Origin of the sequence: Homoserinimonas sedimenticola (genome assembly GCF_026094475.1) — a bacterium.
In the GTDB taxonomy this organism is placed as follows: Bacteria; Actinomycetota; Actinomycetes; order Actinomycetales; family Microbacteriaceae; genus Homoserinimonas; species Homoserinimonas sedimenticola.
Window position 1 is genome coordinate 510,902 of the sequence record NZ_JAPELL010000001.1, and the last position, 14,497, is coordinate 525,398.

Here is a 14,497-nt window from a genome sequence, read left to right on the forward strand (position 1 = left end):
TGCTCTCAATTCGTATGCGTGCTTCGGTGCAGACCTCCCAGAGTAGCGAACTACCCGAGGCCGTGATTTCCGGTGGCGACTAGACGGGTTCCGGGATGACGGGACGCAGCTCGGGCCACCGCGGCGAGAGACCGTCGCCCGATGATCGCCCCGTGAGTCGGCGGCCGATCCACGGCCCGAAGTATTCGCGGGCCCACGCGGCATCCGCCCGCATGGCCTCGAGTCGGCGGCGCACCGGCAGCGGGCCGAGGTTCTCGGGCTGGAGCATCTCGTCGGCCTGGAGGCGGGAGAAGACGCGCCGGGCCATGTTGGCGTGGCCGAGGCTCGACATGTGCAGCCGGTCGATATCCCACATGCGCGGGTCGTCATACTCGTCGAAGCGCCAGTAGTCGACGATGTGGGCGCCGCGCTCGTCGGCGATCTCCCGCACGAGCTCGTTGTAGATGGCGGTGCGCGGGCGCGTCTTGCGAAAGAGCGCGGATGCCACGGTGTCGAAGCCCGTGAACATGACGACCTCGGCACCGGCCGCCCTCAACCGCACGATGGCATCGTCGTAGACGCGCATGAGGGCGTCGATGTCGACGGAGGGACGAAGGATGTCGTTGCCTCCCGCATAGATGGTCACGAGCGTCGGTTCGAGCGCAATGGCCGGCTCGACCTGCTCGTCGACGACCTGCCGAAGCTTGCGTCCGCGGATGGCGATGTTGGCATAGCTCGTGTCCGGGTCGGTGCGGGCCAGCAGCCCGGCGAAGCGGTCGGCCCAGCCGCGAACCCCGTTGGGGAGCTCGGGCGCGGGGTCGCCCACTCCCTCGGTGAAGGAATCTCCTAGGGCCACGAAGCGTATCGTCACGCAGACACCCTATGCTCTGCCGACCCGGACCCCGCGTCGTCTCTACGGTCGGGTTCGCCCACAAGCACGCGCAGGAGTGCCGCCGCCTTGAGCCTGACCTCCGCGAGCTCCTCGGCGGGATCCGACAGCACCGTGATACCGCCGCCGGCTCCCACGGTCGCCCCCTCGCCGTCGATCACGATGGTGCGGATGACCATGCCGAGATCGAGGCGCCCGTCGAGACCGAGGTGGCCGAAGGCACCCGAGTAGATGCCTCGCGCGCGACCCTCGAGGCGGTCGAGGATGCGCGTCGCCTCGCGCTTGGGAGCCCCCGTCATCGACCCTGCGGGAAAGCACGCCTCGATCGCGTCGATGGCATTCAGCCCTGGCCGCAGCCGGCCTCGCACAGTGCTCACGAGCTGGTGTACGTGCGGGTAGGTCTCGACGGCGAGCAAGGAGGTGACCTCCACCGATCCGACGTCGCAGACGCGGGTGAAGTCGTTGCGCATGAGGTCGACGATCATGAGGTTCTCGGCCTGCTCCTTCTCGCTCTCGCGAAGCTCGCGGGCGAGGGCGAGGTCGTTCTCCTGGTCGGCAGCCCGGGGACGAGTCCCCTTGATGGGACGGGTGAGGATCGCGCCATCGGGGTCTACCGCGAGGAACTGCTCGGGCGAGGAACTCAAGACCGAGACATCCGCAACCCTCAGGAAGCCGCCGTGATGCGCGGGGCTCGAGCGACGCAGGGCGAGGTAGGCCTGCAGGGGGTCCGGTGGCGAATCGACATGGGCTGCCGTCGTGAGACACAACTGGTAGGCGTCACCGTTGCGGATGGCGCGCTGGCACTCCGCGATCATCTCGAGGTATTGCTCCTCACGGTGCGCCCATGTCACAGAGGCCTGCCCGGTCACAGAGGTCTGCGAAGGTGTGGGCTGCGGCGCGTCTGACGTGGCGACGGTAAGCAGCGCGGCTGCCGTCGCGTCACGCCATACCAACAGCTCCCCGCTCCACTCGGTGCCGAGGGCGAGAAGTGAGACGGTGCCCGCCGAATGGTCGAACACCACGGCGCGGTCGACCCACATCATGGCCGCATTCGGATGCTTCGAACTCCTGCCGTGCGCCTCGCACATCGTGTGCGACCGGAGCTCGTAGCCGAGCCACCCGACCCAGCCGAGGCGGAAGCCGGCGCCCTCGACGACGACGTCCTCATGGTCCCGCAACCCCTCCCGGAGCACGTCGAGTACACGGGCCCCGCTCTTATCGACCATGACGGATGCCGCCGCGCCCATGGCGCTGACACCCTCGCTCGCGTCGATCCCGCAGTCGAGCCAGAAGCAGTTCTCATCGCGCCCGTGGAGGGCGACGAAGGCGGCCTGCGGGTCCACCCACAGCCTCAGCCCAGAGTGAAGCACGCGACGACGCATACGCTAACCCTATGAGTGCAGAGGGGATCCTGCGGTGGACGCCGTCCGGGCTCGCACCCGCGGAGGCTCACGAATCGGGCGATATCGCGGTGGCGGACTCGTGGCTCGTCGCTGACGGCGCTGCGCTCGGTCTCGGGATGCACCGCGAACGCTTTCTGCGCACCGCGTCCGACCTCATCCCCGAGGCGGCCGAATTTTGGGACGCCGCGCTCGCCGCCATTCCGCGCGAGGAGTTCTGGTTTCCGCGCGTGGAGGTGCGCGTGACGCGAGAGGGCCGGGAACTATTGCTGCGTCTCCGCCGCGCGCCGCGCCTGCAGCGCAGCCTCACACTTGCGACGCACCGCGGCGAGGACCCCCGCACGCACCCTTCCGTGAAGGGGCCCTCCATCGACGCGCTCGCCGCCGTCAGGACGGCCGCGAAAGCCGAGAGCGCCGCCGACGACGTCGTCATCCTCGATCCGCTCGGGCACATCGTCGAAGGTGCCTCGACCGCGATCGCGTGGTGGCGCGGCGACATCCTCTGCCTACCCGCGAAGGAACTCGAACGGGTCGACAGCGTCACCGCCCGCGCACTGACGGCGGTGGCGACGGCGGCAGGCACCTCCATTTCTTGGGAGACCACCACCCCCTCCGAACTCGACGGGCTCGAGATCTGGGCGCTCAATGCACTGCATGGCCCGCGCATCGTCACCCGCTGGGACGACGGGCCCTCACCCGCAGAGGAGCCGGGCCGCCTCGAGACGTGGCGTCGGCGACTCGAGGCGCTGCGCAAGCCCCTCCCGCATCCGAGAGCGCAGGTCGCCACATGAACGAGATACTCACCTGGATTCTCGATCTGGTGCAATCGGTCGACCCCGTCGTGCGCACCGTGCTCGCGGGAGTGGGCATCCTGCTCGAAACCTCGGTGCTCGTCGGCCTCATCGTCCCCGGCGACACGATCGTGATCGTCGCCTCAACGGCGATCGACGGAGTCGTCGAATACGTAGCGATGCTGCTCGCGGTCGTCGTAGGTGCTCTGGGAGGCGAGAGCATCGGCTTCATGCTCGGGCGCTTGTTCGGTCCGCGAATCAGGGCGAGCCGCCTCGGCAGACGCATCGGCGAGAAGCAATGGGTGCGCGCCGAGAACTACACCGATCGCCGGGCCGGTGTCGCCGTCTTCATCTCCCGCTTCCTGCCCGTGCTGCACTCGCTCGTGCCGCTGACTGCCGGGATGAGCACGATGCGGTACCGCACGTTCATGGCGTGGACGGTTCCCGCCTGCTTTCTCTGGGCCAGCGGCTATGTCACCGTCGGGTGGCTCGCAGCAGGGTCATATCGAGAGCTCTCGGAGCAGCTGCACTCGGCCGGCTACATCTTCGTCGGCGTCGTCGTCGCGTTTCTCCTGCTCGTCGTGCTGGCGAAGCGACTCCTCGGCCGAGCCGAGGCGCGCTACATGGATCGCGCGGGCGACGGGGATGCCACGACCGAGGGCTGAGAGTCAGGCCGCAGTCGCGCTCGAGAGGTAAGCGTGCGCAGCCGCGCGGGCCTCGGTGATGACGCGCTCGTCGCCTGAAGCGTCGAACGCGAACGCCCGGGCAAGGAGCGAGTCGACCACCTGGAGGACGACCTCGATTCGCAGCGGCAACTCCTCGTCGGCCAGGTCGAAACGGTCCGACAGCGCCTCCGCGACGACGGCGGCGACAACGGCAATGTTCGTGCGCTCGCCCTCGCGCGGCCGAACGTCGATGACGTCTCCGAAGCGAAGCGAACGGAAGCCGGGCTTGGTTGAGAACCACGAGACGGCCGTGTCGATCACGTGATCGATCGCCGATTCCCACGTGTCGATGCCGTCGGTCTGCAGCTCCGCGCGCACCTCGTCGATGAACTCGCCCAGGAATCGGATGCTCAGGCTCTGAAGCACCGCGATGCGGTCGGGGAAGTATCGGTAGACGGTGCCGATGGAAGCGCCCGCGCGCTCCGCGACCATCGCGGTGGTCAGCCGCTCGTAGCCGATCTCGTCGATGACCTCGGCGGCGGAGTCGAGCAGACGCGTCAGCCGGGCTGCGCTCCGAGCCTGAACGGGTTCATTGCGCAGGCTCGCGGTCGTGGCCTGCAGGGCGGCGTCCAGGTCGGGGTGTTGCAAGTGGGGCTCCCTTAATGGTTACGAAAGATCAGCTTGAAATACTACGCCTCGCCCCCGCGACGGGGGCGTGCCGAGGGCCGTGCTCGGCAATGTCGAAGGAAACTGTCAGCCTCGGATTAAATGCGACCAAGAGGGCCAGGAAGTCGCCCCGCTCACCGTCGGCACGACCTCGTGCCAGACTGGAGCAATGGCGAAGTCCGGGAACCCGTCGCGTGCCGACGCCGAGCCGCAGCTTCCCCACTTCGCATCCCGGCTTGAGGATGCCTTCCACGACTTCCGCGAACGCCGCGCGCGGCGCCGTGGGCACACCCCCACGATCATCCCGTACACGGGCTACGGGTCCCCCGGCTGGATCCGCGTGCTGGGCCGCGTCCTGCTCTCGAAACCCGGATCGAAGGCCCGCTACAAGAAGATCCGCGGGTGGCGCAGCTTCACCAGCGTGCCCCTCAACGACGTCACCGTGACGATTCAGGTCGGCGACGCCACCCACGTGGTGAGCGCTGATCGGGGCGGTGTGGTCGACGCCGTCGTACACGCCGACCTTCCCGCCGGGTGGAACACAGTGACCATGCAGACGGAAGGCTCGGAACGCATCGACGCGAGCGTCTTCGTGGTCGCCCCCGACGTGCGCTTCGGGCTCATCTCCGACGTCGACGACACCGTCATGGTGACGGCGTTGCCGAGGCCCTTCCTCGCCGCATGGAACACCTTCGTGCTCGATGAGCACGCGCGGCGGCCCGTGCCCGGGATGGCCGTGCTCTATGAGCGGCTGCTGCACGATCATCCGGGTGCCCCCTGCTTCTACCTCTCCACGGGCGCCTGGAACGTCGCGCCCACCCTCACCCGCTTCCTCCGGCGGCACCTCTATCCGAGCGGTCCCCTTCTGCTCACCGACTGGGGCCCGACCCGCGATCGCTGGTTCCGCAGCGGGCGACTGCACAAGGAGGAGACGCTGCGCAGGCTTGCAAAGGAGTTTCCCGACATGCGGTGGTTGCTGGTGGGCGACGACGGCCAGCATGACCCCGAGCTCTACGGCAGCTTCGCAGCCGACCATCCCGAGCAGGTCGACGCGATCGCCATCCGCCAGCTCACGCCGGGAGAGGCCGTCCTTGCCGGCGGCCGCAAGTCCGACGACGACCACGTGGGGGCCGACGGCGTCCCCTGGTACCACGCCCCCGACGGGGCCGGCCTCTCGGAACAGCTCATCGGCCCCGACCCGCGGCAGGACCTCGATCCGCTCAGCGGATGAGCGAGTGGACCGGCCGGTGCCGAGCAGGCGATGGACTACCCTTGTCTGCGGCCTGCCCGCCGCGTGAGCATCGGCGCCGCACCAGCATGGAGTAACGATGATCGAGCATCCCCCCGTTGAACGCTTTCCCCTCGCGATCAGGACCCTCACGGTGTCCTCGACCACGCGCCTCGGTGCGTCGTTCGTGCGGGTCACTCTCACGGGAGACGACCTGGCGGACTTCGCGGCCCCCGGCCCCGCCGACCACGTCAAAGCATTCTTTCCTGACCCGACGACGGGCGAGCTCGCGGTTCCTCGCCTCACGGCAGAAGGCATGGCCCGCCCCGACACCGGAACGGTCCTCGCACGCGATTACACACCCCGATCCTTCCGAGCCGCCGAAGACGACCGCCCGGCGGAGCTCGACATCGACTTCGTCGTGCACGGCGCCTCCGCCCCTGCCAGCTCCTGGGCGGCGAAGGCGGCTCCCGGGGACACTCTCGTCATCGCGGGCCCCCGCGGCTCGCACCCCGCACCGACGGGAATGGACCGGGTCGTCCTCGGAGCCGACGCCACCGCCCTGCCCGCGGTCGCCCGCTGGATCGAGATGCTGCCGGAGGACGTGGAGATCTGCGCCTTCGTTGAGCTCGACCACCCCTCAGATGCCGGCTATCTCGAGCCCGAGCTCGTCCATCGCGCCAGCGTCATCTGGCTCGATCGCGGCGACGGCGCCCTTGAGCGGGGCATTCGAAACGTGGACGACATCGACGAGAGCACCTACTTCTGGATCGCGGGCGAGGCAGGCGGTCTGGTTCCCATCCGGCGGCACCTCCGTCGCGAGCTCGGCCTCCCGGCACGCCAGGTCAAGGTCGACGGCTATTGGCGAGCGGGCGAAGCGGGGCGCGACCACCACGCCCCCCTAGACCCGAACGAACCCGAGGACTGACTCGCCGAGGCCACTCAGGCAAGCGGTTCCGACCAGCCCTCCGGTCCCATTGAGCCTGCCGGGTACTCCTCCATCGGCACATTTCCCTCCCGCCACGACGTGAGCACCGGCTCCACTATTCGCCAGCACTCCTCGATGACGTCGCCGCGCAGCGAGAGCGTCGGATCGCTCGTGAGGATGCCCGACAGCACCTCCCCGTATGGCCCGAGGTCCGCAGTCCCGAGCCGTGCCTCGAAGGTTACGCAGTCGAGGTCGAAGGGGTCCCCGCCTCCGTTCATGAGCACGTCGAGGCGGACATCCTCAGGACTGAGCGAGATGCGGAGCCGGCTCGGCTCGCTCACGCCCAACAGGCCGTCTGGCAGGTGCGGAACGTCACGGAACGTGATGATGATCTCCTTGCGCTCCGCCCCGACCGCCTTCCCGGAGCGCAGGCGGAAGGGCACTCCGGCCCAGCGCCAGTTCTCGACCGTGACGCTCATCTCCGCGAGTGTCTCCGTCTGGCGCGAGGGATCGACGCCCTGCTCGTCGACGTAGGCAGGGAGCTCACGCTCGCCAATCCGGCCCGCCGTATAGCGAGCCCTCCTGCTGGCGCTTGCGGGGGCCCCGGGGCCGACCCGCGTCGCTCTGAGCACCTGCGCCATGCCTCCGCGGAGGTCGTCGGCAGTCAACGACGACGGCGGTTCCATCGCGACGAGGGCGAGCACCTGCAGCAGGTGGCTCTGGATCATGTCGACAAGGGCCCCCGCCGAGTCGTAGTACCCGGCGCGCCCCTCGAGTGCGAGGGTTTCGTCGAAGACGATGTCGACCGACTCGATCGCGTCCCGATTCCAGGAATGCTCGAAGAGTCGATTTGCGAAGCGCAGGCCAAGCAGATTGAGCACGGTCGACTTGCCGAGGAAGTGATCGACCCGGTGCACGCGGCGCTCTGGAACGACGGCGGTCACGAGGTCATTGAGATGCGCGGCGCTCTGCAAGCCCGTTCCGAAAGGCTTCTCGAGCGCCAGAACGGTGCCCTTCGGCACGGAAACCGACTGCATGACCGCGACTGAGGCCTCCGTGACCGCGGGCGGAAGGGCGAAGTAGATTGCAGGGGTGCCGGCGGCAGCCTCAAAGACGCGCGTGAGATCGTCGGGAGACGTGACATCCGCCCTCAGGTACCGGGCTTCCCGGGCGAGCCTCTCCGCCGCCTCGCTCGTCGCTCCGCCCGACTCGAATGCCTCGGCGACCCGCCGACGCCACTCGTCGTCGCTCAGCTCCACCATTCCGACACCGAGCAGCCGGAGACGGGAGACATCGAGACCCGCTCCGCCTCCGGAGTCGACGAGCTGGCCGAGGCCGGGCAGGAGCAGGCGACGGGTGAGATCCCCGCCCGCTCCGAAGATCACGAGAACGTCAGGCGTTGAGGACATGCCCATCACGGTAGGTGCGAACATTGGACGATGGCTCTGAAAATCGAGGACTACGCACTGATCGGAGACTGTCACACGGGAGCGCTCGTCGGGCGCGACGGCTCGATCGACTGGTTGTGCTTCCCCCGCTTCGACTCCGACTCCCTCTTCGGCGCGCTACTCGGAGGCGAACAGCACGGGCGTTGGCTTGTGGCACCAGTAGGCGAGGTGATCGAGACCAGCAGGCGCTATGACGGGGACACCTTCATCCTCGTCACTCGATGGGTCACGCGGGAGGGAGAGGTCGAGGTCACCGAGTTCATGCCGCACGGCAATCGCCGTGCCGACATCGTGAGGCGGGTCCGCGGCATCCGGGGCACGGTGGCGATGCAACAGGATCTGCGCGTGCGCCTCGGCTACGCCGACGCCATGCCGTGGGTGCGGCAGAAGCCCGAGGAGGGCGGCAACGCGCTCATCGCCGTCGCCGGGCCCGACGCCGTCGTCGTGCGCGGGCCACACCTCGCGAAGTACGATCACGCGCACCGGTGCGAGTTCGAGGTGAGCGAGGGCGACACCGTGGATATCTCCCTCATGTGGTTCCCCTCGCACCGCGAGGTTCCCCCGCCGCTCGACGTCGACGAGAGCCTCGAACATACGAGGGCGTGGTGGAACGACTGGGCGGGCTCCGCCGAGGTGCATGGTCGCTACGCCGACGCCGTCATGCGCTCCCTCCTCGTGCTCAAGGCGCTCACGCACGAAGACACGGGCGGCATCGTCGCGGCGGCCACGACCAGCCTGCCCGAGCACTGGGGCGGAGTGCGCAACTGGGACTACCGCTTCGTCTGGCTGCGGGACGCCTCTCAGACGCTCGAAGTACTCGTGAGCCGCGGCTTCCGCGACGAGGTGCTGCCCTGGAGGGGCTGGCTCCTCCGGGCTATCGCGGGCGACCCCGCCGACATCCAGATCATGTACGGCCTCTCGGGCGAGCGCGTGCTCACGGAACACGTGATCGACAGCCTGCCGGGCTACGAGGGCGCGAGCCCTGTGAGACGAGGGAACGGCGCGTACGGGCAGTACCAGGGCGATGTCTTCGGCGAACTCATGATCGCGCTGCAGAAGGCCCGCGAGATCGGCATCGAGGAGGGCCGGTTCTCCTGGCCGCTGCAGCGCGCCATCATGAGCTTCGTCGAGGAGAACTGGCAGCGGCCCGACAACGGCATCTGGGAGATCCGCGGCCCCCTTCGACACTTCACGCACTCCAGGGTCATGCTCTGGGCCGCCTTCGACTCCGCTATCAAAGGCGTGCGGGAGCACGGACTCGACGGCCCCGTGGAGCGTTGGGAGAGGTGCCGGGAGGAGATCCGACACGAGATCGAGGAGAAGGGCTTCGATGAGGAGCTCGGCTCCTATACGCAGCACTACGGCAGCAAAGAGGTGGATGCCTCCCTCCTGCAGCTCGCCCAGGTCGGGTACGTCGACTACGACGACGAACGGATGCTCGGCACCGTCGCCCAGATCGAGAAGCAGCTGATGAGAGACGGGCTCCTGCTGCGCTACCGCACGGAGGAGGGAGTCGACGGTCTGCCTCCCGGCGAGCATCCGTTTCTAGTGTGCTCGTTCTGGCTCGTCGAGCAGTACGCGCTCGGCGGGCGGCTCGACGAGGCGCGGCAGCTCATGGATCGACTGGTCAGCTACTGCAACGACGTCGGGCTGCTCTCTGAGGAGTACGACGTCGAGCTCGGAAGACAGGTGGGCAACACCCCGCAGGCGCTCTCCCACCTTGGCCTCGTGCGCGCCGCCGGCGCTATCGAATACGCGGGGGCACGCCCCGATCGACCCGAGCTCGCAACCGTGTCGCAGGGAGCGCCGTAGCGGGGCGACGACGGGCGTACCGTGAAGGTATGCCGCCCCTCGGCGCCCTGCGCGCATCCGCTCGAAGCCCTCTCATCCAGGTTGCGAAGACCTCGCTCGCCGCGATCATCTCGTGGTTCGTCGCGGGCGCGCTGCTCGATCAGCCGCTCCCCATCTTCGCGACCATTGCGGCACTGCTCGTGGTGCAACCGAGCCTCAACCAGTCGATAGCGAAGGGTCTCGAGCGCAGCGTCGGCGTGCTCATCGGGGTCTTCCTCGCCTACGGGGCCGGGGCGCTTCTCGGCACGTCGAGCCTCATCGTGCTCGTCATCATCGTCGTCGCACTCCTGCTCTCCTGGGTGCTGCGGCTCACACCCGGGTCGGCGAACCAGATTCCGATCAGCGCGATGCTCGTGCTCGCGATCGGCCAGGGGAACACGGGAGCGTACGCGCTCGAGCGCATCGTCGAGACGCTCATCGGCGTCGCCATCGCCCTCATCGTCAACCTTGCGATCGTGCCGCCCGTGCTGCGGGAACCCGCTCGAAGGGCCGTGACTGATCTGGGCGCAAACATCGCCGGGACGCTCGATGAGCTCTCCCGAGTGCTGACACGGGCGGACGGCGACGTCGACCTCGACGCCATGCTCACTCGTGCCCGCACCCTGCGCCCGCTCCAGCGCGAGACCAGGGAGCACGTCGCCCGCGCCGAAGAGAGCCTGCTGCTCAACCCGAGAGGCGGACGCCACCGCTCCGACATCGAGCGGGACCGCGACCTCCTCACCCGACTCGACGTGCTCGTCACCCGCGTGCTCGGCATGGCTCGGGCTGTGCACGACCACTACGACGAAACCCTGTGGGAGGAGCCGATGACCCGCGCGATCGGGGTCGAGCTCGAGCGAGCCGCCCACGACCTGCGCCTGATCACGGCAGCACAGCCCGACTCCGAGGCTGCCCCGATGACGGCCGATCTCCCCGCCCTCACGGCACCCCTCGTGATCGCGGCGCCGCACCCGCAACACTGGATCCTCATCGGCGCTCTCATGGAGGACCTCCGCCGCGTGCGCGATGAGATCATCGGCAGCCGAGAAGAGGACTAGCCCCGGCAACGATCGTGAGCGTGGGTCATTGACCACCGCACAGGGCGCTGCTACCTTCGGAGCACTGCACACCCGAAGCGCAGTCCCTACCCGAAGGCCTTACCCGCCATGCCAGTGTTCCGCGGCATCACTGTCGTACCCGAATTCGTGCCCGCGATAGGCCTCGACGCCACCGTCTTCGATGCCGGAGGCCTCGTGAGCGTGCCCGCCGTGCTCGTGATGGCGGCAGCGTGCGGCATCCTCGTCGTCCTCGCACTCGACGTGCGGCGGCTCCGCCGCGCCTCCGGGCTCACAGTCGCCCACGGAATCACCACGGGCGTGCTCGCCCTCGCCGTCATCGGACTCGCAGTGCTCTTCACCTCGGGGCTCGCGCAGGTTCCCGCGGCAAGCGCGAACGGCAACCCACACGGGGGCACCGTCGATACGGCCCCGCTCGACCCCCTCGACGGCTACCAGCTACCCACCCTCGCGGACTGAAGTACCAACCCGCAGGGCAACGAGACGTCAGACGGCGACAGTCAGCTGAGCCAGGTCAGGGAGGCGAATTCCTCGGGGCTGACCCCGAGTCGCTCCGCCGTCGCCGCGACGAGCGTGCGCAGCTCCCCCACATCGGCGCCCTCACGCACGAGGATGTTCATCCCCGTCGCAACCGAGCGCGTGCGGCGGCAGGAGACGACAAGGATCGATGCCGAGTCGTCGAGCCCGACGGGCGTCCAGCGGCGCGAGTGCACCAGTTCACGCCCCGACCCGCGCCAGCGGAACTCGCCGCCGACGAAACGGCTCGTGCCCCGTGACATCCGCGGGGTCCCATCCGGGTTGGAGAACTCGATCGTCTCGCTCAACCGGAGCGGTGATGCCGCGACGACGTCGAACTCGAACAGCGGTTCGCCGTGGCGAGCATCGAGCCAATACAGCAGGTTGGTGGCACCCAGTCTCCAGCGCCCCGGCAGCGCTGTCGCGAGCCTTTCCGCCGTCAGGGTCGTGCTCATGAGCCCACACTACTGACGGCGGCTGTGAGGCGATCGACCCCCAGTCCGGGGAGCATCCTGAATTGTCTCCCCTCCGAGCGGTGCCGAAACCGAGCTAGAGCCGGTCGACGCCCGTCACCGTGAGCGCCACATCGCCCGAGGCATCCGATTCGCCCAGATCGACGACGGCACTGATGCCCCAGTCGTGGTTGCCCTGAGGGTCGTCGAGGATCTGACGGACCCGCCACTCCCGGGCGTCGCGCTCGATCATCAGCATCGCGGGACCGCGCGCGTCCGCTGCCGTGAGGATTTCGTCGTGCTCCTCCCAGTAGGGCTCGAGCGCCGACGCCCAGCGCTCCTCCATGAAGCCTGCCTCGCCGTCGAGCTCGCCGAGAGCGTCGTAGCGCTCCCGCGCGGCGAGCTGCACCCGACGAAAGAGCGCGTTGCGCACGAGCACGAGGAAGGCGCGCTCGTTCGTCGTCACCCCGCGAGGGGTGGGCGGCAGGACAGGCCCCGTGACGTGGCTGTCGGGGTCCGGATGCGCGAGCTCCTCCCACTCGTCGAGAAGACTCGAATCGACCTGGCGCACCAGCTCCCCCAGCCACTCGATCAGGTCGCGCAGCTCGTCCGTCTTGAGTTCGTCGGGAATCGTCTGGCGCGCGGCGCGGTAGGCGTCTGAGAGGTAGCGCAGCACGAGGCCCTCGCTACGGGAGATCGAGTAGAAGCCGATGTACTCGTTGAAGGTCATGGCACGCTCATACAGGTCGCGCACGACCGACTTCGGTGCAAGCTGGAAGTCACCAACCCACGGCTGCGATCGGCGATAGGTGTCGAATGCCTCGTCGAGCAGCTCCTCCAGCGGCTTCGGGTAGGTCACCCCTTCGAGCAATTCCATTCGCTGCTCGTACTCGATGCCCTCCGCCTTCATGGCGGCGACCGCCTCCCCTCTCGCCATGGACTCCTGGGCGGCGAGCACAGGGCGCGGATTCTCCAGCGTCGCCTCAAGCACCGAAACGATGTCGAGCGCGAGCGCCGGCGAGGCGGGGGCCGAAGCGTCCTCGGGTGGGCTGATGAGGTCGAACACGGCGAGGGCGAAGGGAGAGAGCGGCTGATTGAGCGCGAAGCTTGGCTGCAGATCGACCGTGAGACGGATGCTTCCGCCCACCTCCTCGACGACGCCCGCCGTGCGCAGCGTGCGGTAGATCGCGAGTGCCTGGCGCAGCAGCATCCGCTGACGAGATCGCGGCTCGTGGTTGTCCTCCAGCAGCCGCCGCATTGTGGCGAAGGCGTCACCGCCGCGCGCGACGACATTGAGAATCATCGAGTGGCTCACCGCCATCGACGAGGTGAGCCGCTCCGGTTCGGCCGCGATGAGACGCTGAAAGCTCGGCTCGCCCCACGAGACGAAACCCTCGGGCGGTCGTTTGCGCACGAGCTTCTTGAGCTTCTTGGGGTCGTTCCCCGCCTTTGCGAGCGCCTTCGCATTCTCGGTTTCATGCTCTGGCGCCTGCACGACCACGTCGCCCGCTGTGTCGAAACCCGCACGGCCCGCCCGCCCGGCGATCTGGTGAAATTCGCGGGCGGTGAGCTGCCGCATCCGCTGTCCGTCGTATTTGGTCAGTGCCGTCAGCAGCACGGTCCTGATGGGCACATTGATGCCGACGCCGAGGGTGTCGGTGCCGCAGATGACCCGGAGGAGGCCCTGCTGGGCAAGCTGCTCGACGAGCCTGCGGTACTTCGGCAGCATCCCCGCGTGGTGCACCCCGATGCCGGCGCGCACGAGGCGGGAGAGCGTGCGACCGAAGTTCGTCGTGAAGCGGAAATCGCCGATCGCATCGGCGATGCGGTCGCGCTGCTCCCGTGACGCTACACGGATGCTCGTGAGAGCCTGGGCCCGCTCGAGCGCCGCCGCCTGGGAGAAGTGGACGATGTAGACGGGCGCGCGATGAGTCTCGAGCAGTTGCTCGACGGTCTCGTGCACGGGGGTCGTCACATACTCGAATGACAGCGGCACGGGTCGCTCCACCCCGGTGACGGTCGCCGTGGACCGAGAGGTGCGGCGGGAGAGGTCCTCGGCCAGCCAGTCGACCTCGCCCAAGGTCGCCGACATGAGAAGGAACTGGGCCTGGGGCAGCGTCAGCAGCGGAACCTGCCAAGCCCAGCCGCGCTCGGGGTCGGCATAGAAGTGGAACTCGTCCATGATGACGACACCGACGTCGGCCCCCTCCCCCTCGCGAAGCGCGAGGTTCGCGAGAATCTCGGCCGTGCAGCACACGATGGGCGCATCGGGATTGACGCTCGAATCCCCCGTGACCATTCCCACGTTGGCAGCGCCGAAGATGTCGACAAGGGCGAAGAATTTCTCGGAGACGAGTGCCTTGATGGGGGCGGTGTAGTAGCTGCGGCGCCCAGACGCCAGGGCGGCAGCGTGCGCGCCGACCGCCACCAGCGACTTTCCCGTGCCCGTCGGGGTGCTCAGGATGACGTTGGCACCCGTCACGAGCTCGAGCAGGGCCTCCTCCTGCGCCGGGTAGAGCGTGAGGCCGCGCGTGCGCGCCCAATCCTCGAATGCGGAGTAGACGGCATCCGGGTCTTCGCCGAGTCCCTCAAGAGCGGCGGGCAGGGTCGCTGAAGGCACCCTTCAGCC

General features: G+C 68.3%; 13 protein-coding genes. 7 read left to right on the plus strand and 6 right to left on the minus strand.

The window, feature by feature from the left end; translation table 11 throughout:
* Positions 1-79 precede the first annotated feature (79 nt).
* Entirely contained in the window at positions 80-850 is a 771-nt protein-coding gene (locus OH146_RS02345; RefSeq protein WP_265156994.1) for an SGNH/GDSL hydrolase family protein, read from the minus strand.
* Complete coding sequence (pabB, locus tag OH146_RS02350) at positions 847-2,250, minus strand: aminodeoxychorismate synthase component I (protein WP_265156996.1); 1,404 nt, start codon at positions 2,248-2,250, stop codon at positions 847-849. Before pabB ends, OH146_RS02345 begins: the two co-directional genes overlap by 4 nt.
* A gap of 11 nt (positions 2,251-2,261) precedes the next feature.
* Here pabB and OH146_RS02355 point away from each other — a divergent pair, with 11 nt between their 5' ends.
* Entirely contained in the window at positions 2,262-3,059 is a 798-nt protein-coding gene (locus OH146_RS02355) for an aminotransferase class IV (protein WP_265156998.1), read from the plus strand.
* A complete protein-coding gene (locus OH146_RS02360; protein ID WP_265157000.1) occupies positions 3,056-3,724 on the plus strand; it encodes a DedA family protein in 669 nt (222 codons plus the stop codon). The genes OH146_RS02355 and OH146_RS02360 overlap by 4 nt, the downstream gene beginning before the upstream one ends.
* 3 nt (positions 3,725-3,727) lie before the next feature.
* Here the strand turns inward: OH146_RS02360 and OH146_RS02365 are convergent, their stop codons facing one another.
* On the minus strand, positions 3,728-4,372 hold the full coding sequence (locus OH146_RS02365) for a TetR/AcrR family transcriptional regulator (RefSeq protein ID WP_265157002.1): 645 nt from the start codon (positions 4,370-4,372) through the stop codon (positions 3,728-3,730).
* Positions 4,373-4,559: 187 nt separating this feature from the next.
* On the opposite strand from OH146_RS02365, the gene OH146_RS02370 reads away from it, so the two are divergent.
* Together OH146_RS02370 and OH146_RS02375 are read left to right on the plus strand one after the other, a co-directional pair.
* The gene (locus OH146_RS02370) at positions 4,560-5,621 is read left to right on the plus strand and encodes an App1 family protein phosphatidate phosphatase (RefSeq protein ID WP_265157004.1); all 1,062 of its coding nucleotides are present in this window, start codon (positions 4,560-4,562) and stop codon (positions 5,619-5,621) included.
* Positions 5,622-5,718: 97 nt separating this feature from the next.
* Positions 5,719-6,546, plus strand: a complete 828-nt coding sequence (locus OH146_RS02375; RefSeq protein ID WP_265157005.1) for a siderophore-interacting protein — start codon at positions 5,719-5,721, stop codon at positions 6,544-6,546.
* Between the two features lie 14 nt (positions 6,547-6,560).
* Here the strand turns inward: OH146_RS02375 and OH146_RS02380 are convergent, their stop codons facing one another.
* Complete coding sequence (locus OH146_RS02380) at positions 6,561-7,955, minus strand: glucose-6-phosphate dehydrogenase (RefSeq protein WP_265157007.1); 1,395 nt, start codon at positions 7,953-7,955, stop codon at positions 6,561-6,563.
* Positions 7,956-7,985: 30 nt separating this feature from the next.
* Here OH146_RS02380 and OH146_RS02385 point away from each other — a divergent pair, with 30 nt between their 5' ends.
* From OH146_RS02385 to OH146_RS02395, 3 genes are all read left to right on the plus strand, one after another.
* On the plus strand, positions 7,986-9,806 hold the full coding sequence (locus tag OH146_RS02385; protein ID WP_265157009.1) for a glycoside hydrolase family 15 protein: 1,821 nt from the start codon (positions 7,986-7,988) through the stop codon (positions 9,804-9,806).
* A gap of 29 nt (positions 9,807-9,835) precedes the next feature.
* Positions 9,836-10,882, plus strand: a complete 1,047-nt coding sequence (locus OH146_RS02390) for an FUSC family protein (RefSeq protein WP_265157011.1) — start codon at positions 9,836-9,838, stop codon at positions 10,880-10,882.
* Positions 10,883-10,990: 108 nt separating this feature from the next.
* The gene (locus tag OH146_RS02395; protein ID WP_265157013.1) at positions 10,991-11,359 is read left to right on the plus strand and encodes a hypothetical protein; all 369 of its coding nucleotides are present in this window, start codon (positions 10,991-10,993) and stop codon (positions 11,357-11,359) included.
* Between the two features lie 41 nt (positions 11,360-11,400).
* On the opposite strand, the gene OH146_RS02400 is transcribed toward OH146_RS02395, so the two are convergent.
* Positions 11,401-11,871, minus strand: coding sequence for a hypothetical protein (locus OH146_RS02400; protein ID WP_265157015.1), 471 nt, complete (start codon positions 11,869-11,871; stop codon positions 11,401-11,403).
* A gap of 94 nt (positions 11,872-11,965) precedes the next feature.
* Positions 11,966-14,488, minus strand: a complete 2,523-nt coding sequence (locus tag OH146_RS02405; RefSeq protein ID WP_265157017.1) for a DEAD/DEAH box helicase — start codon at positions 14,486-14,488, stop codon at positions 11,966-11,968.
* Positions 14,489-14,497: the final 9 nt, after the last annotated feature.